The organism is Photobacterium sp. AWH4_225 (assembly GCF_056158405.1).
This window is the reverse complement of the sequence record NZ_JBSWTF010000002.1, coordinates 111,893-133,451: the sequence shown is the minus strand read 5'-3', so window position 1 is coordinate 133,451 and position 21,559 is coordinate 111,893. Positions and strand designations below refer to the sequence as shown.

Here is a 21,559-nt window from a genome sequence, read left to right as displayed (position 1 = left end):
TTAGCTTTAATTGTCTTTATTAGGATGTAGGAGTACGCATGGAGTTCAGTGTAAAAAGTGGTAGCCCCGAGAAACAGCGCAGTGCCTGTATCGTCGTTGGCGTATTCGAACCACGTCGCCTTTCTCCCATTGCCGAACAGCTAGACAAGATCAGCGATGGCTATATCAGCTCGCTTCTTCGCCGTGGTGATCTAGAAGGCAAGCCTGGCCAAATGCTGCTGCTTCACCATGTACCAAACGTATTATCAGAGCGTGTATTACTGGTTGGTTGTGGTAAAGAGCGCGAACTTGATGAACGCCAGTATAAGCAAATCATCAAAAAAACAATTAGCACCCTGAACGAAACCGGTTCGATGGAAGCGGTTTGCTTCCTAACCGAACTACACGTCAAGGGCCGCGATACATACTGGAAAGTCCGTCAGGCCGTTGAAACGACCAAGGACAGCCTGTACACCTTCAACCAGTTCAAGAGCAGCAAACCAGAAACCCGCCGCCCGCTGCGCAAGCTGGTATTCAACGTACCGACCCGCCGTGAACTATCTCTGGGTGAGCGCGCGATTGCCCACGGCCTGGCTGTTGCCTCTGGCGTAAAAGCCGGTAAAGATTTGGGCAACATGCCACCAAACGTGGCTAACCCGGCTTACCTGGCTTCACAAGCCCGCCGCCTGGCTGATGACTTCGACACGGTCAGCACCAAGATCATTGGTGAGCAAGAAATGAAAGAGCTGGGCATGACTTCATACCTAGCCGTTGGCCAGGGCTCGAAAAACGAAGCCATGATGTCGGTGATCGAATATAAGGGCAACCCTGATTCCGATGCCAAACCAATTGTTCTTATCGGTAAAGGCCTGACTTTCGACTCCGGCGGTATTTCCATCAAGCCATCTGCCCAGATGGATGAGATGAAATACGACATGTGCGGTGCCGCGACCGTCTTCGGGGCAATGAAGGCGCTGGCTAAGCTTAACCTACCGATCAATGTCGTGGGTATACTGGCAGGTTGTGAAAATATGCCGGGTGGCGGTGCCTACCGTCCGGGTGACATCCTGACCACTATGTCTGGCCAAACTGTAGAAGTGTTGAATACCGATGCCGAAGGCCGCCTGGTACTTTGTGACGCCCTGACTTACGTTGAGCGTTTCGAGCCAGAGTGCGTTGTCGATGTCGCGACACTGACAGGTGCCTGTGTGGTGGCTTTGGGTAACCATATCAGTGGCCTGCTTTCAAACCACAACCCGCTGGCCCACGAGCTGATCAATGCATCAGAGCAAGCCGGTGACCGTGCATGGCGTCTGCCGATGAACGACGAGTACCAGGAGCAGCTGGCAAGCCCGTTTGCCGATATGGCTAACCTTGGCTCGCCGGGCGCAGGTACCATTACCGCAGGTTGCTTCCTGTCTCGCTTTGCCAAGAAATACAACTGGGCACACCTGGATATCGCAGGTACCGCTTGGGTCGGTGGCAAGGCAAAAGGTGCAACCGGTCGTCCGGTCCCATTGCTGGTCCAATTCCTGCTCAACCGAGCCGGCCTAGAGAACGTCGAGTAACATTGACGCTAGAGGGGGCCAAACGGCCCCCTTCGTTTATAGAGTAAACGCCATGACTCATGCTACTTTTTATATAATCAGTGAACAGCAACATGCAGAGGATAACGACTTCCAGCTGCATTTTGCCTGTCATCAAGCAGCAATGAGTTACCGCCAGGGCCACAAAGTCTACTTGCTTGCCGCAGACAAAGCACAAGCAGAACAAATAGATGAGTATTTATGGCAACTGGATCCCGATAACTTCGTGCCCCATAACCTGATCGGTGAAGGCCCCCGTGGCGGTTCACCGGTCGAGATTGGCTGGCCCGGACTGCGCCACAGTGGACGGCGCGGGATCCTGATTAATTTGGGGCAAGACGCACCAAATTTTGCCGTTACCTTCTCACAAGTGGTAGACTTCGTCCCTTGCGATGAAAAACAGAAGCAATTGGCACGAGAACGCTACAAGCAATATCGCCAAGCTGGTATCCAGCTCAACACCGCCAATGCTGCGACGCCCTAATTCCACATAGATCCTTCTAAGAGCGCTATGGAAAAGACATACAACCCACAATCAATTGAAAAAGCGCTGTACCAGCGCTGGGAAGAGGCTGGTTACTTCAAGCCTCACGGTGACACATCAAAAGATGCTTACAGCATCATGATCCCACCGCCGAACGTCACAGGTAGCCTGCACATGGGCCACGCGTTCCAGGATACCATCATGGATACCCTGATCCGCTGTGAGCGTATGAAGGGCAAGAACACCCTATGGCAAGTCGGTACCGACCACGCAGGTATCGCGACCCAGATGGTTGTGGAGCGTAAGATTGCTGCCGAAGAAGGCAAGACCAAGCACGACTACGGCCGTGACGCTTTCATCGATAAAATCTGGGAGTGGAAAGGCGAGTCTGGTGGCACTATCACCAAACAGCTTCGTCGCCTGGGCGCTTCTGTAGACTGGGATCGTGAGCGCTTCACGATGGACGACGGCCTGTCTAACGCAGTTCAGGAAGTTTTCGTTCGCCTGTTCGAAGAAGACTTAATCTACCGCGGTAAGCGTCTTGTGAACTGGGATCCGAAACTGCACACCGCAATTTCCGATCTTGAAGTAGAAAACAAAGACAAGAAAGGCCACATGTGGCACTTCCGCTACCCGCTGGCTGACGGCGTGAAAACCGCAGAAGGCAAAGACTACATCGTGGTAGCAACCACCCGTCCGGAAACCATGCTGGGTGATACCGGTGTGGCAGTCAACCCGGAAGACCCGCGATACAAAGATCTGATCGGCAAGGAAATCCTACTGCCAATCGTTGACCGCCGTATTCCAATCGTTGGCGACGAACACGCTGATATGGAAAAAGGCACAGGTTGTGTGAAGATCACCCCTGCACACGACTTCAACGACTACGAAGTGGGCAAGCGCCACAGCCTGCCTATGATCAACATCCTGACGTTCAATGCTGATATCCGTGATGCATCTGAAGTGTTCACCACTAATGGTGAACCAAGCGATGCCTACAGCACTGAGCTACCGGAAAAATACCACGGCATGGAGCGCTTTGCTGCGCGTAAAGCTATCGTTGCCGAGTTCGACGAGCTGGGCCTGCTGGACGAAATCAAAGACCATGACCTGACCGTACCTTACGGTGACCGTGGTGGTGTGGTTATCGAGCCAATGCTAACTGACCAGTGGTACGTTCGTGCAGCTCCTCTAGCAGAGCCTGCTGTTGCTGCGGTAGAAAACGGCGACATCCAGTTTGTACCTAAGCAATACGAAAACATGTACTTCTCTTGGATGCGTGATATCCAAGATTGGTGTATCTCTCGCCAGCTTTGGTGGGGCCACCGTATCCCTGCTTGGTACGACAACGACGGTAACGTTTATGTTGGCCGCAGCGAAGAAGAAGTTCGCGAGCAAAACAACCTGGCACCGGTTGTAGTTCTTCGTCAGGACGATGACGTACTGGATACTTGGTTCTCGTCTGCACTATGGACGTTCGGTACCCAAGGCTGGCCTGAGCAGACTGAAGATCTGAAAGTCTTCCACCCATCAGATGTACTGGTAACAGGTTTTGACATCATCTTCTTCTGGGTTGCCCGCATGATCATGATGACCATGCACTTCTGCAAAGACGAAGACGGCAAGGCGCAGGTTCCGTTCAAGACAGTTTACGTAACGGGTCTGATCCGTGACGAAAACGGCGACAAGATGTCGAAGTCAAAAGGTAACGTACTTGACCCAATCGACATGATCGATGGTATCGGTCTTGAAGACCTAGTTGAAAAGCGCTGTGGCAACATGATGCAGCCACAGCTGGCCGCAAAGATCGAAAAACAAACACGCAAGACTTTCGAAGACGGTATCGAACCTTACGGTACTGATGCCCTGCGCTTTACCCTTGCTGCCATGGCTTCTACCGGCCGTGACATCAACTGGGACATGAAGCGCCTTGAGGGTTACCGTAACTTCTGTAACAAGCTATGGAACGCCAGCCGTTACGTACTGATGAATACAGAAGATCAAGATTGTGGTTTCGCCGCTGATGCCGAGCTTGAGTACTCGTTGGCTGATAAGTGGATCGAATCCCAATTCGAGCTAGCTGCGAAAGAGTTCAACGGCCACATCGATAACTTCCGTTTGGACATGGCTGCGAACACTATCTACGAGTTCATCTGGAACCAGTTCTGTGACTGGTACCTAGAGCTAACCAAGCCGGTACTGTGGAAAGGCACTGAAGCACAGCAACGTGCAACCCGCCGCACCCTGATCACTGTGCTTGAAAAGACATTGCGCCTGGCTCACCCAGTGATCCCATACATCACCGAAACTATCTGGCAGAGCGTGAAGCCGCTGGTAGACGGTGTTGAGGGCGACACTATCATGCTGCAGTCACTGCCTCAGTACGATGAAGCAAACTTCAACGAAGAAGCTTTGGCTGACATCGAGTGGGTGAAGAGCTTTATCACCAGCATCCGTAACCTGCGTGCCGAGTACGACATTGCCCCAAGCAAGCCGCTTGATGTGATGCTGAAAGCCGCAGACGACAAAGATGCCGCGCGCCTTGAAGCCAACAAGCAAGTACTGGTTTCCCTAGCCAAGCTAGAGAACATCCGTGTACTGGCTGCCGGTGAAGAGACACCAGCTTGTGCAACAGCACTGGTTGGCAAGTCTGAGCTGATGATCCCAATGGCTGGCCTGATTGACAAAGACGCTGAGCTTGACCGCCTGGCGAAAGAAATCAAGAAGACCGAAGGTGAAATCAAGCGCATCGAAGGCAAGCTAGGCAACCAAGGCTTCGTTGCTAAAGCCCCTGAAGCGGTTGTTGCCAAAGAGCGCGAGAAGCTTGATGGTTACAAAGAGACTCTAGTGAAACTGGCCGAGCAGCAAGCAACTATCGCTGCGCTGTAATTACCAGCACCACACTTGAATCAAAGCCGGCCATGCGCCGGCTTTTTTATTGCCTGCCCACTGTGACCTCACTCATAAATCCTTCTACTCACCCAGACCGTATTCTGTCATAGAGCACACCTATCGAAGTGATAGATGATAACAAATTGCAAATGATAATGATTATCACTAATATCTAGTTATCAACTGAGGGAGAGTCCACCATGAAAAAGACCATTAGCTTTGCCATTATCCACTTTTTTGTCGCATTCAGCGTTGCCTACTTACTGACAGGCGAGATCCTGATCAGCAGCCTGATCGCCATGATAGAACCAATGGTCAATACGGTGGCTTTCTACTTCCATGAAAAAGCTTGGCAAACCAAGGCACTGCTTCGTAGTGGCTATGCCAACCCGGGACGCAAAACCTTCAGTTTTGCCGTCGTGCACTTCAGCGTCGCATTTGGTGTAGCCTACCTACTCACCGGAGATGTGCTAGTTGGTAGTGTAATGGCCATGATTGAACCGGCTATCAACACCGTCGCCTACTATTTCCACGAGCGTATCTGGCAAAAGAAAACCGCCAAGCAAGCCGCCAAAGAAGCAATGGGACACCTTGCCTGCCACCATGGAGAATTGCAGCAGTGTGCCGACGTCAGTGATATCAGAGTTGACAACGTTGCGAGAAGCAACTAATTTTGATTGCACTACGCAACCAAAAAATATGCAACCAAAAGAGTTTAATACATGGACGCAGCTTCCCTCAGAGCCCAATCCCGCCTGCTTGTGCGGGAATTGGGCATGCTTGACCGCCAATGCGGCAGCCTTGATATTACCCCGGTACAAGCCCACGCCCTGATAGAGCTCGAAGAGCAGCCGCTTTCTGTTAACCAATTGGCCAGCAGGCTAAAAGTCGATAAATCCAACGCCAGCCGCACCACTGCCAGCTTGCTCAATGCCGGGTACCTGACAACCCAGGCCGATCCCGAAGATGGCCGCAAGCAGCTATCCAGCCTGTCACCACAAGGTCAAGCGCTGCTCAATAACCTCAACCACTCCCTCAACCTCCAAGTCGCCGATTTCATGGCACAGCTCGATCAGGATGAAATCGACAATCTCGCCCAAAGCCTGCAACGCTATACCAAAGCGATCCAGGCCAACAAACAGCAAGAAGGCTATCAGCTCCGGCTGCTCACCCCACTTGATAACGCTGCTATGGCTGCCGTTGTACGCCGGGTATCCGCCGAACACGGCCTGACAGCAGATAAAGGATATGGTGTTGCCGATCCGACGCTAGATAGCCTTAGCGAGGTTTACAGCGAGCCTGGGAGTGCATTCTGGGTCGTAGAGAAAGATAATCGGATATTAGGAGGAGGGGGGATTGCCCCATTGGCAGGGGAAGAAGGCGTCTGCGAGCTGCAAAAAATGTATTTCCTGCCAGAGCTACGCGGTAAAGGCTTTGCCCGTCGGATCGCCGCCACGGCCTTGAAGTATGCCCGTGAGCAAGACTTCAAGGCCTGCTACCTCGAGACCACAGCCTCACTGCAGGCGGCTATCAAGCTGTATCAGGGGCTGGGCTTTGTCCACATTCCACACGCGATGGGACAGACCGGCCACGATGCCTGCGAAGTCAGGATGCTCAAGACGCTGTAGCGCCTCTGGCTGAATATAACAGGCACAAAAAAGCTGGCACTAGGCCAGCTTTTAAAATTCAGTTACGGCTGTCGAAGATTACTTCTCGTCTTCGTACTCTTCATCGTCGTCTTCACCCGACTCGAAGTAAGTGCCCCAACCGTCGTAATCGATGTTGTGCTTTTCAGCAAGCTGGATCAGTTTATCAGCCTGCTCGTCAATCAAATCGGCATTCAGAGCGGATTCCATCACGGCATCGAAACACACCACTTTACCGCCACCATCTTCTGGTGCCAGCTCAAGCTCTTCGGCTTCTAATACTTCAAAGCCCATCTTGAAAGCTTCAACAGCTGCGGCTTCCAGCTCTTCAAACGTATCTGCCGAAAAGTGGTGCTCGATGGTGTAAAGCGCATCAGGATCACTGCCATCTTCCAGCAACGCGGCAATAATTTCGCGCGTTTCTTCCTTCTGCTCTTCGATTAGTTCTGCATAAGACATGGGGAAACTCCACCTATGAAATAAATTCGAACGCAAATATCGCACGGATCGCAATAAAATACCAAATGAAATCGCCTCCGCTGGGAAACTTGATATTTATCAAACTAACGGTCGATTTATTTCTCCCAACAATAAAGCGCTAAAATGCATAATATTCCCCAATATGCGCTTTAAGCGAATAAACACAAAACCCTCAATAGCATATTCACCCATAAAACCTAGAGAAATACCCTGAGCGTTCTATTTACCGATAGGTGAGCGGTATGAAAGCGCCAAAAAAGTGTGAACAATCCCAAAGATATACTGCGCCCAGCGGCATAAAATTCACTGGCAACAAGCAAATAGAGCCACAGCAAAGACTGATGGCCAATTAAATAAGCATACGAGAGATACGATCATGAGTAACTTCTACCACGGCCCTGAGCCTGGGAGACGGCGCCGCAGCCAGCTGCGTCGTCCCCGTAGGACACTCACCCACCTGACATCTGCAGCGGGTAGCGATTTGCTATCGGGATCCTTTGCAATGCCAGAGAGTGAGAGCGCGGCTCCGACACCTCACCCAGCGTTGACACCTCTATCCAACCTGTTTCTACAGCACGGATAAACAATCTATATACCACTTCCGTTAGTACCCACTAACGCCTGGTTCTGCCTGCTCCGGCGTCAAGTCCGGCGAGCCCCGTCATGCCTGACGAAAGGCCTGGTAGATGAATCACCCTTGTATTGGATGTACAAGGGCAAGGAGAAAACAATGACAACCGAAACCATGAAACAGGAAGAGAAAGGCGGTTTCTTCGCCAACTTCAAATTCCCTTCCGCTTACACCATTTTATTTGCCCTGATTGCCCTCGTCGCATTGATGACCTGGATCGTACCGGCCGGCCAGTACGAGCGCGTCATGAATGAGGATTTGGGTCGTGAGGTTCCTGTTACAGGCACCTACCAGCCCGTCGATAGCAACCCACAAGGTGTGGTCGATGTCCTTTTGGCGCCAATTGACGGCTTCTACGATCACAACACCTATGAAGCAGCAGCTATCGATGTTTCACTATTCATCCTAGTGATCGGCGGCTTCTTGGGTCTTGTGACCAAAACGGGGGCGATTGATGCCGGTATCGAACGCGTTACCGCCCGCCTTCAAGGTAGAGAAGAGATGATGATACCGATCCTGATGGCACTCTTCGCCGCAGGCGGTACCATCTACGGTATGGCAGAAGAGTCACTACCTTTCTACACCCTACTCGTACCTGTCATGATGGCAGCCCGTTTTGACCCAGTCGTTGCCGCTGCAACCGTATTGCTAGGCGCCGGTATCGGTACTCTTGGTTCAACCATCAACCCATTTGCAACAGTTATTGCCGCTAACGCCGCCGGTATTCCTTTCACTGATGGCATCATGCTTCGCGTGGCGATGCTAGTTATTGGCTGGTTGATCTGTGTAGGCTACGTAATGCGTTATGCCAAGATGGTTCGTGCCGACAAAACCAAATCTATTGTCTACGACAAATACGAAGAGAATAAAGCCCACTTCCTGGGTAACCAATCTGGCGAGATGCTGGAGTTCACCACTACCCGCAAAGTGATCTTGGCAATCTTCGCCGCGTCATTCGGTATCATGATTTACGGTGTAGCCGTTGCAGGTTGGTGGATGGCTGAAATTTCAGGCATGTTCCTGGCTTCAACTATTATCATCGGCCTGATTGCCCGCATGAGCGAAGAAGAGTTTACTTCAAGCTTCATTGATGGTGCTCGCGACCTACTGGGTGTTGCCCTAATCATCGGTATCGCCCGTGGTATCGTGGTGATTATGGACCGCGGTATGATCACAGACACCATCCTAAACGCTGCCGAGCACGCGGTAACTGGCCTGTCATCTATCGTGTTCATCAATGTGATGTACTGGCTGGAAATCCTGCTATCGTTCCTGGTTCCTTCATCTTCAGGTCTAGCGGTACTCACTATGCCAATCATGGCGCCACTGGCGGACTTCGCTGGTGTCAGCCGTGACCTAGTAGTTACTGCCTACCAGTCTGCATCCGGTATTGTAAACCTAATGACACCGACATCAGCGGTAGTTATGGGTGGCCTGGCCATTGCCCGCGTTCCTTACGTCCGTTGGGTGAAGTGGGTTGCGCCATTGCTAGGTATTCTAACCGTACTGATCATGGCAATGCTTAGCGTCGGCGCCATGCTGTAAATACCCCCCTTTCGATCTTGCTTACTTCGCCGCCCTTTTATGGGCGGCTTTTTTATACCTAATCTCAGCATACCCTTAGTCTTTAATTTAGGCTTTGCGGCAGTACCTAGAGACCAAGTGGCCAAGAAACCAAGTGACCAAAAGGCCAGATAACCATTACGGGGTCTAAGTCTTTCTTGCCTCACCTAACATTCCACCAGCATACTTCTATTTACCTCCGCGCTTTATGTTTTCCCTGCCATAAATAACAGGATAACATTCCAATAAACCGCAAAATTTATTAATTAAAATATCAATAACTCACCACGAAAACGTCATAAAAATAATTTAAAACTAAATCAAGCCATTTAAATCCAAACAAAGCCATGGGTTTTAAACCGTGTATTTAAATTACAAAAACCCATATTAAAAATATAAAAAGAAAAATATTTGTTACCAACCAAGTAACATTCCACTTATTTCTATATAGACAAACACTTTTAGTGCATAAGAATATCTCTTTCACATATGCATAACGTGAAAGAAATTGAATAAGATTTCTCAACACTCAAAAGAGCCATTTAATAACAGCAACTTACAAAAACAAGAGTTACTTCAAACCTAGACAAAGTACATAAATACCCATGCACGTAAGCGAGTAACAACTGCATTAAAAATGTTAATAAAACAAATATATAGCGTTACCATATTAATAATGAAAGTGTGATAAACCTCTAAGACTGAGAATGCCTTAAGGGTAAAATAAAACCCAGATACGAAAGCAAAGAAATAAATAAACTCTTACTTTGCAATAAAACAAATACAGCCAAACACTTGGCAATAAATAAAGAGAGATACGATCATGAGTAAGTTTTACGTAGGTTCTGAAATAGGTCAATTGCGCCGCGTTCTTATCCACCGTCCAGAGCGTGCCCTAACTCACCTAACACCATCAAACTGTCACGATCTACTTTTTGATGATGTATTAGCAGTTGAACGCGCAGGCCAGGAACACGACGTATTTGCTAACACACTGCGCGAGCAAGGTGTTGAAGTTATGCTTCTTGGTGATCTACTAGCAGATACATTAGAAGTACCAGAAGCGAAAGACTGGCTTCTGAAGACCCAAATCTCTGACTACCGCCTAGGTACTGCATTCGCCAACGATGTACGCTGCTTCCTAGCAGACCTACCAAGCAAAGAGTTGTCTTCAATTCTTCTTGGCGGCCTGAGCTACGCAGAGCTACCAATTAAATCATCTTCAATGATGCAAGGTATGCACGAGCCAACTGACTTCATCATTGAACCACTTCCAAACCACCTGTTCACCCGTGATACGTCTTGCTGGGTATATGGCGGTGTGTCTATCAACCCAATGGCGAAACCTGCCCGCCAGCGTGAAACCAACCATGTTCGCGCTATCTACCGCTGGCACCCAACCTTCGCAGGCCAAGACTTCATCAAGTACTTCGGCGACGAAGAGAAGATGTACGACAACTCAACTATCGAAGGCGGCGACGTATTGGTTATCGGTAAAGGCGCAGTGCTTATCGGTATGTCTGAGCGTACGACTCCACAGGGTGTTGAGCAGTTGGCATCTAGCCTGTTCAAGCATGGCGAAGCGAAGCAAGTTATCGCGATGCAGCTACCTAAGCACCGCTCTTGCATGCACCTAGATACAGTAATGACGCACATGCGTGAAGATACGTTCTCTGTTTACCCAGAAGTTGTGCGTAAAGACGTACAGTGCTGGAGCCTAACTGGCGACGAATCTGGCGCGGTGAAAGTGAAAGAAGAAGGCTACTTCGTTACTGCTATCGAGAAAGCACTAGGTGTAGACAAGCTAAACCTAATCACTACTGGTGGTGACAGCTTCGAAGCTGAACGTGAGCAGTGGAACGATGCGAACAACGTACTAACTGTTAAGCCTGGCGTAGTTATCGGTTACGAGCGTAACACCTACACCAACGAGAAATACGACAAGGCAGGCATCACAGTCCTACCTATCCCAGGTGATGAGCTAGGCCGCGGCCGTGGTGGTGCTCGCTGCATGAGCTGCCCAATCGAGCGTGACGGTATCTAATACCGAAGCACTTAGCCAAACCTGACGGCCGGTGCTCGGCACCGGCCACACAACAGCAAGACCTCTCAGAATCGATTTAGGCGAAAAGCCAAACAAAACACAATAACACTGAGAGTACATCAAGAGAGACGATCACATGACCAAACAAACTGTTGTAGTGGCACTGGGCGGCAATGCCCTACTTCGCCGCGGCGAGCCACTCGAAGCTGATATCCAACGCCAGAACATTGCTAAGGCAGCCCAAACCATTGCGGAAATTGGCAAAGAATACAATGTGGTTCTAGTGCACGGCAATGGCCCACAGGTTGGCCTGCTAGCCCTGCAAGGGTTGGAGTACAAAAAGGTTAACCCGTACCCATTGGACGTACTGGGCTCAGAGACCCAGGGCATGATTGGCTACATGCTAATGCAGGAGCTGAAGAACCTGCTGCCGGAGCAAGACGTTTCCTGCATGCTAACCCAAATGACCGTAGACCCGAATGATCCTGCCTTTGCAGATCCAACCAAGCCTATCGGCCCAGTCTACGAAGAAGCCGAAGCCCGCGAAATGGCTGAGAAATACCACTGGACTGTCAAGCCTGACGGCCAGTACTTCCGTCGCGTCGTACCTAGCCCGCTTCCAACCGGGATTGTTGAAAGCGATGCGATCACCACCCTGATCAAACAAGAGCACCTAGTGATCTGTACCGGCGGCGGCGGTATCCCGGTGAAAAAAGAAAATGGCAAATTGGTTGGTGTAGAAGCGGTTATCGACAAAGACATGTCTGCGGCATACCTTGCCCAGCAGCTTGATGCCGATGCCCTGCTGATCCTGACCGATGCCGATGCGGTTTACCTTGACTGGGGTAAACCAACCCAGAAAGCACTGCGCAGCACCAACCCACGCGAGCTGGCTCAGTACGCTTTCGATGCTGGCTCCATGGGGCCAAAGATCGATGCCTCATGTGACTTCATCAAAAAAGGCGGCAAGCTGGTTGGTATCGGTGCCCTTGCAGATGGCCTAGCCATCCTAAAAGGTGAAGCTGGCACAAATATTATTGCAGAATAAAAGAATATTTATTCACAAAACACAAATAATACGTTAAACAATACATAATAGCTTCCGGCGGCGGGGCAACCATTACAACCCAGCCCTTCCCCGGACAGAGAGATACAGATTCAGAGAGGATAACATCATGGCTTTTAACCTTCGCAACCGTAACTTCCTAAAACTTCTAGACTTCACTCCACGTGAAATCCAGCACCTGCTAGAGCTATCTGCTGAGCTGAAAAAAGCGAAGTACAACGGTTACGAGCAGCCTCGCCTAACTGGCAAGAACATCGCACTGATCTTCGAGAAAACATCTACTCGTACACGCTGTGCATTTGAAGTAGCAGCATTCGACCAGGGCGCACAAGTTTCTTACCTTGGCCCATCTGGCTCTCAAATCGGCCACAAAGAATCAATGAAAGACACCGCCCGCGTTCTTGGCCGCATGTATGACGGCATCGAGTACCGCGGCTTCGGTCAGGAAATCGTTGAAGAGCTAGGCGCTTACGCTGGCGTGCCAGTATGGAACGGCCTGACTGACGAATTCCACCCAACACAAATCCTGGCTGACTTCCTGACTATGATGGAGCACGGCCGTGGCAAGCAGCTACACGAAATGAAATTTGCCTACCTAGGCGATGCGCGCAACAACATGGGTAACTCCCTAATGGTTGGCGCAGCGAAAATGGGTATGGACATCCGCCTAGTGGCACCTAAGCAGTTCTGGCCTGAAGAAGCACTTGTTGCTCAGTGCCGCGAAATCGCAGAAACCACTGGCGCGAAAATCACTATGACCGAAGACGTACAAGAAGGCGTTGAAGGCGTAGACTTCCTATACACTGACGTTTGGGTATCTATGGGTGAAGCGAAAGAAGCATGGGCTGAGCGTATCAACCTAATGCTGCCTTACCAGGTCAACATGGACATGATCAAAGCCACTGGCAACCCACACGTTAAATTCATGCACTGCCTACCTGCCTTCCACGGTGAAGACACAACTGTTGGTAAGCAGCTAGCAGCAGAATACCCAGTACTGGCACAAGGCTGTGAAGTAACTGATGAAGTGGTTGAGTCTGACTACTCTATCGTATTCGACGAAGCAGAGAACCGTATGCACACCATCAAAGCTGTGATGGTTGCCACACTGGGTCAGTAATCGACTCTCTTGAGTGTAACAACTCTCAAACCCATACCGGCCTTCGGGCCGGTATTTTTATGCCTGCCAAAAACACAAAGCTCACTCTCTTCGTTCAAAAACAAACCCTTACAGCTCACAGGGTTAGAGTGCTATTCCTAGCCCGTAAAACACCCCTGTAAAATGCATAAAATTCCGCTAAATGAATACTTTAGGCAAACGCTTGCGTTCGCTAAAAATGGGGGTATAATCCTTCGCAATTTGTCTAGAGAGAGATAAAAAATGCGCCCGTCTTTTCAGCTAAACCTGATGACCCTTCGCCGATTTTCGGCGGAAGCGCCGTTTTTTGTTTTTCCTGTTTTTGTAAAAAGAGCCTCCTTTTTTAAGGGGGCTTTTTTTTGCCTGCTGTCCACACCAGCCGGCACCTGTCGTTCATCATCGTAATTAAAAGGGAAGAGAAGCCATGGCGAATTCGCTATTTCAAAAGCACATCATTTCCATTCCGGAACTGAGCCGTAGTGAGCTTGAGCTAGTTGTCGAGACTGCAGGCAAACTTAAAGCCGAGCCGAACCCTGAACTTCTGAAGAACAAGGTTGTTGCAAGCTGTTTCTTTGAGCCATCTACCCGTACCCGCCTGTCTTTCGAGACGGCTATCCAGCGCCTGGGCGGTACCGTAATTGGTTTTGACAACGGTGGTAACACATCACTGGCGAAGAAAGGTGAGACCCTAGCCGACTCGGTACAGGTCATTACGTCCTATGTTGATGCCTTCGTCATGCGCCACCCACAGGAAGGGGCAGCACGCCTTGCCTCTGAGTTCTCCAACGGCGTACCTATCATCAACGGTGGTGACGGTGCCAACCAACACCCAACCCAGACCCTGCTTGATCTGTTCACTATCTACGAAACCCAGGGCACGCTGGATAACCTGAATGTTGCCTTCGTCGGTGACTTGAAATACGGCCGCACGGTTCACTCCCTGACCCAGGCGCTAGCCAAGTTCAACAACGTGAAGTTCTTCTTTATCGCCCCAGAAGTCTTGGCGATGCCAGATTACATCTGCGAAGAGCTGGACGAAGCAGGCATCAGCTACAGCGTTCACAGCACAATGGAAGAAGTGATCCCTGAGCTGGACATCCTGTACATGACCCGCGTCCAGAAGGAGCGCTTCGACGAGTCGGAGTACGCCCACATGAAAGCCGCTTACATCCTTACCGCACCAATGCTGTCCGAAGCGCGCGACAACCTGAAAGTACTGCACCCGCTACCACGTATTGACGAAATCACTACCGACGTCGACAAGACCAAGCATGCTTACTTCTTCCAGCAAGCAGAAAACGGTGTGTACGCACGTGAAGCCCTATTGGCACTGGTCCTAAACGAAGCAATCTAAGCAGGAGATAAAATAATGGCGAAGGAAACACAACTACAGGTCGAAGCGATCAAAAACGGCTCAGTGATCGACCACATTCCTGCGAACATTGGCTTCAAGGTACTGAAGCTGTTCAAGATGCACAAAACCAACCAGCGCGTCACCGTTGGTCTGAACCTGCCGTCTTCGGCGCTGGGTGCGAAAGATCTCATCAAGATTGAAAACATCTTCATCAGTGAAGAGCAGGCAAGCCAGCTGGCTCTGTATGCACCACAGGCGACAGTGAACCAGATCGAAAACTACGAAGTCGTGAAGAAGCTGAACCTGACCCTGCCAGAGCAAATCAACGCTGTGTTCAAATGCCCGAACACCAACTGTATTTCACACGGCGAGCCGGTCGACAGCAGCTTCAAGGTTATTACCAAAAAAGAAGATATCCAGCTCAAGTGTAAGTACTGCGAAAAAGTGTTCTCGCGCGAAATCGTGACAGAGAGCAACTAAGCAGCGTAAGAAGTGCTACGCTAACCGGCTGAAAAGAGTCTTAATTGCGACATTTCCTGCCCTAGGAAAAAGAAAGCCTGCTCAACTTTGAGCAGGCTTTTTTATTCTCATTTCCGGCAAAGAACACTCCCACCTTCCTCACTACCTTTAAGTTTCCGGCCCCGCGTGCCGGCAATACAAAAACAATAAAAGGCTAGTGGAATGAAAAAACTTGCGCACCTTATCAGAGCAGTCTGGTGCCTGCTTACCCGACCCTGTCACATCATACTTACTTCCGTTTTATTATCCGGCTGTGTCGCCAGTAACGGCCCTGTCCAGCAGACCTACCAGCACTCCGCCAATGAAATGGTGGTGATTGGTGTTCCAATGCTGATGGGGGGATTCGGCTCTGCCGTCCCAGTCAACAATGATTATATGATAACTGCGAAGCATGTAGCCCAACTGTCCTGGGATGCTGGGGTCATTTACCACCCGGCCTGCGACTTGGCACTGATCCCTCGCAAGTCCAGCGCCCAGCCAACCTGGGGACTGATCTATCCCGACCAATCTGTGATCCACCACGGTCACTCATTGGTGGGCACCACCGTCAGCGGTGAAGGCAAATATCTCCAGGATGTGGTCGACACTAATACCGATTGCCTCTATTCCCTCAGTGATGCGCCTGTCATGTCGGGTATGAGCGGTGGGCCGGTATTTAACGAAGAAGGCGAAATCGCTGGTATCACAGTCGCTATTGTCAATAACCCGGAAGATCTGCAAAACTTGAAGCCGGCAACCCGGTACAGCCAGTTTGTCCCTTCTCCGCTGATTTTCGACTGGCTGGACGCGCTGGGTATCGAAGTGAAATCGGCCAGCTCCGAGCTTGCCGGCATCAAGGTGTCGGACTATGTCACCACTCTCAACCGCCCAGGTACGGATACCGTACAAGTAGCCAACAACAACACACAGGCAGCAGTGGACAATACGCAGAGGCGTACCTTTCTGCCTGTCACCCAGTACAGTACTGATACCCCGAATAATTTATCGGGCCTGAATCTTCCCGAGGAAAATGATGGTGTTGCCGCTAACCAGTCCAAGCCATCGGTCAAGTTAAATCCTCGGACCCTACTTGATCAATCGGGATATAATTCCTCATTCTAACCAAATAGATGGCGTTTTGTTTTGGTGATAGGGGTCAATAAATTACTCTGACATTGTTGATATGATGCCCTTGCAAGATTATGCAACCGAGGCATTATATCTTGCGACAGGGTAGCCATTATATCGCGCCGATAAGAAGCACAGACTTCCAGACAAATCAGACGGGGCGAAGGCTGCTAACGAGATACGATCAAAGACCCAACAGAATAACAAGGAGTTGCCCGTGAGTGGATACAGTATGCACGGAGCGATGGACGCTTTCTGTCAAGAAGAAAGCATCACTTCCGCCTGCAAACGACTATTGCAGCAACAGAGCTTTTCAACCCAAGATGATATCCGCAAACAGCTTATCGCAATGGGTTTTGAAGATGTGAGCCAATCGACAGTGTCCCGCCTGCTTTCAAGGCTGGGCGTCGCTAAAGTGCCCAACGCCTACGGCAAGAAAGTCTATTGCCTGACCGTTGAGAGCGAACCGGTACAGGTCGGCTCTTCTATCGCTTCACAGATTGAGTTTATTACCCACAACCAGTTGGTTGTCGTGGTGAAAACCCACCCTGGCGGTGCCCAGCTGGTCGCCAGGCTGATCGACATCCAGCCCCATGCCGAGATCCTCGGTACTGTAGGCGGTAATGATACCGTGATGGTGGCACCGAAGGACATTAGCCGCATCGATGAGTGCGAGAAAGTGGTCAAGGCAAGGCTCGGGATCCCTGCCTAAGCATATCCATGCTGTCTTTTTGCCCAGCCTATCTGAAACCCTTTGACCTCTTCGCCATAGGGTTGCAAACTAGACCTCTAACGATGACCTACAAATATTTTAGTAAGGACAAGTAATGACTCAAGTACTTCACACAGAGCAGGCTCCAGCTGCAATCGGCCCTTATGTACAGGGTGTTGACCTAGGTAACATGGTTCTGACTTCAGGCCAGATCCCAGTGAACCCTCAAACCGGTGAAGTGTCTGACGATATCGCTGAACAAGCTCGCCAGTCACTGGAAAACGTTAAAGCTGTGGTTGAGTCTTCTGGCCTGAAAGTGGCTGACATCGTAAAAATGACGGTTTTCGTAAAAGATCTGAACGACTTCGGTACGGTTAACGAGGTATACGGCAAGTTCTTCGACGAGCACAATGCACCATACCCAGCTCGCTCTTGCGTTGAAGTAGCACGCCTGCCAAAAGACGTAAAAATTGAAATCGAAGCGATCGCCGTTCGCAAGTAATTGCCCTCGGCTCGCTGCACAAAAAAAGCTGCCTCTGGCAGCTTTTTTTGTTTCTGTCTTTATCGTCAACCATTTGCCAAGGTCAGTGACAACACCTGCGGAAACCAAGCGGTAAAACGTTCAGGTTCTTGGTCCAAAGCCATCTGAAGTTCACTTTGCGTCCACCAGCGGTAGGTTAAGACCTCATCGGGATTGGGCGTGATCGCGATATTGGCAGCCTCAGCGACCAACACATGATCCAATTCGTGTTCGACCAAATCATTGTCCAGCTCGGCGTGATAAACGAAACTGGCGACATCTGACAATGCACGGATATCGACAATGCCCATTTCCTCAGCCAAGCGGCGGATCCCAGCCTGCTCCATGGTTTCCCCTTTACGGGGATGCGAGCAGCAGGTGTTAGTCCACAGCCCACCACTGTGATACTTACCCAAGGCACGTTGCTGCATCAGGAATTCCCGCTCATTGTCACCGTCGCGGTACAGCAGGACCGAAAAGGCCAAATGCAATACACCGTCCCGGTGCGCCTGCATTTTTTCCTCTACGCCAAGCTCCCTGCCCTGCGGATCGACTAATATAACCTGTTCTTCAATCATGGTTCTTCAACTACACAAAAACAAAAAGGACACGCTGGGGCATGTCCTTAATCATTCACACAATGGCAAGAGAGCTGGTTAATTAACGTGCTGAGCGGCTGTCCGCTTCTGCATTGAGCTCTTCCAATTTCGCCGCCATCAGATCACGACACTGATTCGACAACTGACGGACATCTTCTTTGGTCAGCCCATCTACTGGTACAGGTGGTAACATTTCAACGATCACCACACCGTTGTCCCATTTGTTAAGTTTAACATTTTCCGTGCTACTACACACAATCGGCACCACCGGAACACCAGCGCCGATAGCTGCATGAAAAGCGCCGGTTTTGAACGGCAGCAAACCACGGCCGCGCGAACGAGTACCTTCAGGGAACATCCATATAGAAACATTGCGCTCTTTGATTTGCTCAATCACCTGGCCAATGGTACCGACAGCCTTGCTGCGGTTGGCACGGTCAATCAAGATGTTCCCGGTGAGCCAGTAAAGCTGGCCAAACAACGGCATCCAAGCAATGCTCTTCTTGCCCACAGTAACGGTACGAGGTTGAATAGCGCCCGATACGGTGAACATATCGTAGTTATTCTGGTGGTTCGCCAGGTATACGCTTGGTACAGGCTGCTCTCCCTCAGGGAAACGAAGCTCCAGCTTAATGCCGAAGATACGGGCCATCTTGCAGAAATGACGACCAACGATATAAACATTCTTGGGATTACGAGGGCTGAGCAAACAATAGCCACAGCCAAATACAAACATGAACACAGCAAATACTGCGACAGCAATCATGCGCAATAGAAACAACATCAGACTCTCCTCAGCGTACAAGCGTTCGCTAGTATACTTAGGCTGCGGGAAAAAACACCTTTTATGTGCAGAAATTAGACCACATCCTACCTCTTTCTGCCCCGAACTGCGGGAAAACACCCCAAAAAAAAGCCCTCCATCAGGAGGGCTTCCATTATGCTTCTTTAGCAAACTTATTCAGCATCAGGCTCTTGTGGAGCATCAATTTCAAAACGCGTCACCCGCTGCAGGCCACGAGGAAGCATACTGCCACGGCGGCCACGCTCACCACGGAAGTTATCCAAATCAGCCGGCTTAAGACCCAGCTTACGCTTGCCAGCATACAAGGTCAGATGGCTGCCTTTTGGCAGTACCACCAACTGGGACAGGAACTCTTCCCTAGCCTTAGAGCGGGCTGCCGGGATATTGATGATCTTGTTACCCTTACCTTTACCCAGCTGAGGCAGCTCCTTGATTGGGAACAACAACATCCGGCCCTCATTGGTGATGGCCAAGATCTCATCATTTTCCAAATCCGCAATGCACTGAGGCTGCATCACCTCGGCCTTTTCCGGTACCGTCAACAAGGCTTTACCGTTCTTGTTCTTCGACACCATATCGCTACACTTACAGATGAAGCCATAACCGGCATCCGAGCCCATTAGCCATAGCTGATCATCATCGGCCATCATTACCTGGCGGATGTGGCTTCCCGGCGTCAGATTTAGGCGGCCAGTGACTGGCTCGCCCTGGCTGCGTGCCGATGGCAGGGAGTGGGATTCAAGCGCATAGCTGCGTCCATCAGAGCCAAGGAAAACCGCTGGCTGGTTGCTCTTGCCGCGGGCATGGGCCAAATAGCCATCCCCCGACTTGTAGCTCAGTGAGGTTGGGTCAACCTCATGACCTTTAGCATGGCGGATCCAACCTTTCTCTGACAATACAACGGTGATCGCTTCCGATGGGATAAGCTCTCGCTCGGTCAGTGCCTTGGCTTCTTCACGCTCTACCAATGGTGAGCGGCGGTCATCACCGTACTTCTCGGCATCAGCCAAGATTTCTTTCTTGATCAGAGTGCTCAGGCGACGCTCTGATCCCAGTAGCTTCTCAAGGTGATCGCGCTCTTTCGACAACTCATCCTGCTCGCCACGGATCTTGATCTCTTCCAGTTTGGCCAACTGACGAAGCTTGATCTCCAAGATTGCGTCCGCCTGGATAGCAGACAGACCGAAACGCGACATCAGTTCGGCTTTCGGATCATCCTCGGTGCGGATGATCTCGATAACCTCATCAATGTTCAGGTAGGCTGCCAGCAAGCCCTCAAGGATATGCAAACGGGCATTGACCTTGTCCAAGCGGTGCTGCAAGCGGCGACGTACGGTAGTACGACGGAATTCAAGCCACTCCGAGATGATCTGCACCAGCCCCTTAACCTGCGGACGGCCATCAAGACCCAGCATGTTGAGGTTTACACGGAAACTCTTTTCCAGATCGGTCGAGGCAAACAGGTGGTTCATCAGCTGCTCGCTGTCCACGCGGTTAGAGCGCGGTACAATCACGATACGGGTTGGGTTCTCGTGATCCGACTCGTCACGCAAGTCTTCTACCATAGGCAGCTTCTTGGCGCGCATCTGGCTGGCGATCTGCTCAAGCAGCTTAGAACCCGACACCTGGTGTGGCAGCGCCGTGATCACAATATCACCGCTTTCCTTGTGCCAGACCGCACGCATCTTGATACTGCCGCGACCTGTTCGGTAGACCTTCTTCAGGTCTGTCTTCGACGTGATGATCTCCGCTTCGGTCGGGTAATCCGGTCCCTGAACGAATTCCATCACCTCATCAAGTTCTGCCTTCGGGTTCTCGATAAGATGCACTGCCGCATTGGCCACTTCACGGGCATTGTGCGGCGGGATATCGGTAGCCATACCAACGGCAATACCGGTCACACCGTTAAGCAAAATATGCGGCAAGCGAGCTGGCAGCATCTTCGGCTCTTTCATGGTGCCATCAAAGTTCAGCCCCCAGTCAACCGTGCCCTGTCCTAGCTCATTGAGCAGGACTTCCGAGAAGCGCGACAGGCGCGATTCGGTATAACGCATCGCCGCGAAAGATTTCGGATCGTCCGGTGCACCCCAGTTGCCCTGACCGTCAACCAGCGGGTAGCGGTAGGAAAATGGCTGTGCCATCAGAACCATAGCTTCGTAACACGCCGAGTCGCCGTGCGGGTGGTATTTACCCAGTACATCACCGACGGTACGGGCTGACTTCTTGTATTTCGCGGTTGCCGACAGGCCCAGCTCGGACATCGCATAGATAATACGGCGCTGTACCGGTTTGAGGCCATCGCCGATAAACGGCAGGGCACGATCCATGATCACGTACATGGAGTAATTGAGGTAGGCATCTTCGGTAAACTTCCGTAGCGGAAGCTGTTCAACGCCATCCATTGAGACATCAGTCATCGTTGGGTATTCCGTTT

The 21,559-nt window shown here is 50.8% G+C and carries 19 protein-coding genes; 15 read left to right on the top strand and 4 right to left on the bottom strand.

Annotated elements, in window-relative coordinates:
* The first annotated feature begins 38 nt into the window (after positions 1-38).
* The 5 genes from pepA (at position 39) to ACXAD4_RS16795 (ending at position 6,569) form a co-directional block, all read left to right on the top strand.
* Entirely contained in the window at positions 39-1,547 is a 1,509-nt protein-coding gene (gene pepA / locus ACXAD4_RS16815; protein WP_107299557.1) for a leucyl aminopeptidase, read from the top strand.
* Positions 1,548-1,599: 52 nt separating this feature from the next.
* Positions 1,600-2,049: a DNA polymerase III subunit chi gene (locus ACXAD4_RS16810; protein WP_317523811.1), complete on the top strand. Its 450-nt coding sequence runs from the start codon at positions 1,600-1,602 to the stop codon at positions 2,047-2,049.
* Positions 2,050-2,076: 27 nt separating this feature from the next.
* Entirely contained in the window at positions 2,077-4,938 is a 2,862-nt protein-coding gene (locus ACXAD4_RS16805) for a valine--tRNA ligase (RefSeq protein ID WP_475242915.1), read from the top strand.
* A gap of 203 nt (positions 4,939-5,141) precedes the next feature.
* The gene (locus tag ACXAD4_RS16800; protein ID WP_475242913.1) at positions 5,142-5,612 is read left to right on the top strand and encodes a DUF2061 domain-containing protein; all 471 of its coding nucleotides are present in this window, start codon (positions 5,142-5,144) and stop codon (positions 5,610-5,612) included.
* Positions 5,613-5,663: 51 nt separating this feature from the next.
* Positions 5,664-6,569, top strand: a complete 906-nt coding sequence (locus ACXAD4_RS16795) for a bifunctional helix-turn-helix transcriptional regulator/GNAT family N-acetyltransferase (protein ID WP_475242912.1) — start codon at positions 5,664-5,666, stop codon at positions 6,567-6,569.
* A gap of 78 nt (positions 6,570-6,647) precedes the next feature.
* Here the strand turns inward: ACXAD4_RS16795 and rraB are convergent, their stop codons facing one another.
* Complete coding sequence (rraB, locus tag ACXAD4_RS16790; RefSeq protein ID WP_475242911.1) at positions 6,648-7,046, bottom strand: ribonuclease E inhibitor RraB; 399 nt, start codon at positions 7,044-7,046, stop codon at positions 6,648-6,650.
* A 397-nt stretch (positions 7,047-7,443) separates the two neighbouring features.
* Here rraB and ACXAD4_RS16785 point away from each other — a divergent pair, with 397 nt between their 5' ends.
* The 10 genes from ACXAD4_RS16785 to ACXAD4_RS16740 all read left to right on the top strand — a co-directional run bounded on the left by ACXAD4_RS16785 (position 7,444) and on the right by ACXAD4_RS16740 (position 17,703).
* On the top strand, positions 7,444-7,650 hold the full coding sequence (locus ACXAD4_RS16785; protein WP_475242909.1) for a hypothetical protein: 207 nt from the start codon (positions 7,444-7,446) through the stop codon (positions 7,648-7,650).
* Positions 7,651-7,797: 147 nt separating this feature from the next.
* On the top strand, positions 7,798-9,243 hold the full coding sequence (locus tag ACXAD4_RS16780; protein WP_475242908.1) for a YfcC family protein: 1,446 nt from the start codon (positions 7,798-7,800) through the stop codon (positions 9,241-9,243).
* A gap of 841 nt (positions 9,244-10,084) precedes the next feature.
* Positions 10,085-11,305 (top strand): arginine deiminase, encoded by a 1,221-nt coding sequence (gene arcA / locus ACXAD4_RS16775; RefSeq protein ID WP_107299565.1) that lies wholly within the window; start codon positions 10,085-10,087, stop codon positions 11,303-11,305.
* Positions 11,306-11,441: 136 nt separating this feature from the next.
* Positions 11,442-12,353, top strand: a complete 912-nt coding sequence (arcC, locus tag ACXAD4_RS16770; protein WP_475242907.1) for a carbamate kinase — start codon at positions 11,442-11,444, stop codon at positions 12,351-12,353.
* Between the two features lie 127 nt (positions 12,354-12,480).
* On the top strand, positions 12,481-13,491 hold the full coding sequence (locus tag ACXAD4_RS16765; protein WP_107299567.1) for an ornithine carbamoyltransferase: 1,011 nt from the start codon (positions 12,481-12,483) through the stop codon (positions 13,489-13,491).
* A gap of 442 nt (positions 13,492-13,933) precedes the next feature.
* Entirely contained in the window at positions 13,934-14,863 is a 930-nt protein-coding gene (pyrB, locus tag ACXAD4_RS16760) for an aspartate carbamoyltransferase (protein WP_475242906.1), read from the top strand.
* 15 nt (positions 14,864-14,878) lie between these two features.
* Positions 14,879-15,343, top strand: a complete 465-nt coding sequence (gene pyrI, locus ACXAD4_RS16755) for an aspartate carbamoyltransferase regulatory subunit (protein WP_317523820.1) — start codon at positions 14,879-14,881, stop codon at positions 15,341-15,343.
* A 201-nt stretch (positions 15,344-15,544) separates the two neighbouring features.
* Positions 15,545-16,483, top strand: coding sequence for a serine protease family protein (locus ACXAD4_RS16750; RefSeq protein WP_475242905.1), 939 nt, complete (start codon positions 15,545-15,547; stop codon positions 16,481-16,483).
* Positions 16,484-16,721: 238 nt separating this feature from the next.
* Complete coding sequence (locus ACXAD4_RS16745; RefSeq protein WP_317523911.1) at positions 16,722-17,201, top strand: arginine repressor; 480 nt, start codon at positions 16,722-16,724, stop codon at positions 17,199-17,201.
* A 115-nt stretch (positions 17,202-17,316) separates the two neighbouring features.
* Positions 17,317-17,703: a RidA family protein gene (locus ACXAD4_RS16740; protein ID WP_039456204.1), complete on the top strand. Its 387-nt coding sequence runs from the start codon at positions 17,317-17,319 to the stop codon at positions 17,701-17,703.
* A gap of 65 nt (positions 17,704-17,768) precedes the next feature.
* Here the strand turns inward: ACXAD4_RS16740 and idi are convergent, their stop codons facing one another.
* The 3 genes from idi to parC all read right to left on the bottom strand — a co-directional run bounded on the left by idi (position 17,769) and on the right by parC (position 21,542).
* The gene (gene idi, locus ACXAD4_RS16735) at positions 17,769-18,299 is read right to left on the bottom strand and encodes an isopentenyl-diphosphate Delta-isomerase (protein ID WP_475242904.1); all 531 of its coding nucleotides are present in this window, start codon (positions 18,297-18,299) and stop codon (positions 17,769-17,771) included.
* Positions 18,300-18,381: 82 nt separating this feature from the next.
* The gene (locus ACXAD4_RS16730) at positions 18,382-19,104 is read right to left on the bottom strand and encodes a 1-acylglycerol-3-phosphate O-acyltransferase (RefSeq protein WP_475242903.1); all 723 of its coding nucleotides are present in this window, start codon (positions 19,102-19,104) and stop codon (positions 18,382-18,384) included.
* A 173-nt stretch (positions 19,105-19,277) separates the two neighbouring features.
* Positions 19,278-21,542: a DNA topoisomerase IV subunit A gene (parC, locus tag ACXAD4_RS16725; RefSeq protein ID WP_475242902.1), complete on the bottom strand. Its 2,265-nt coding sequence runs from the start codon at positions 21,540-21,542 to the stop codon at positions 19,278-19,280.
* Positions 21,543-21,559 lie beyond the last annotated feature (17 nt).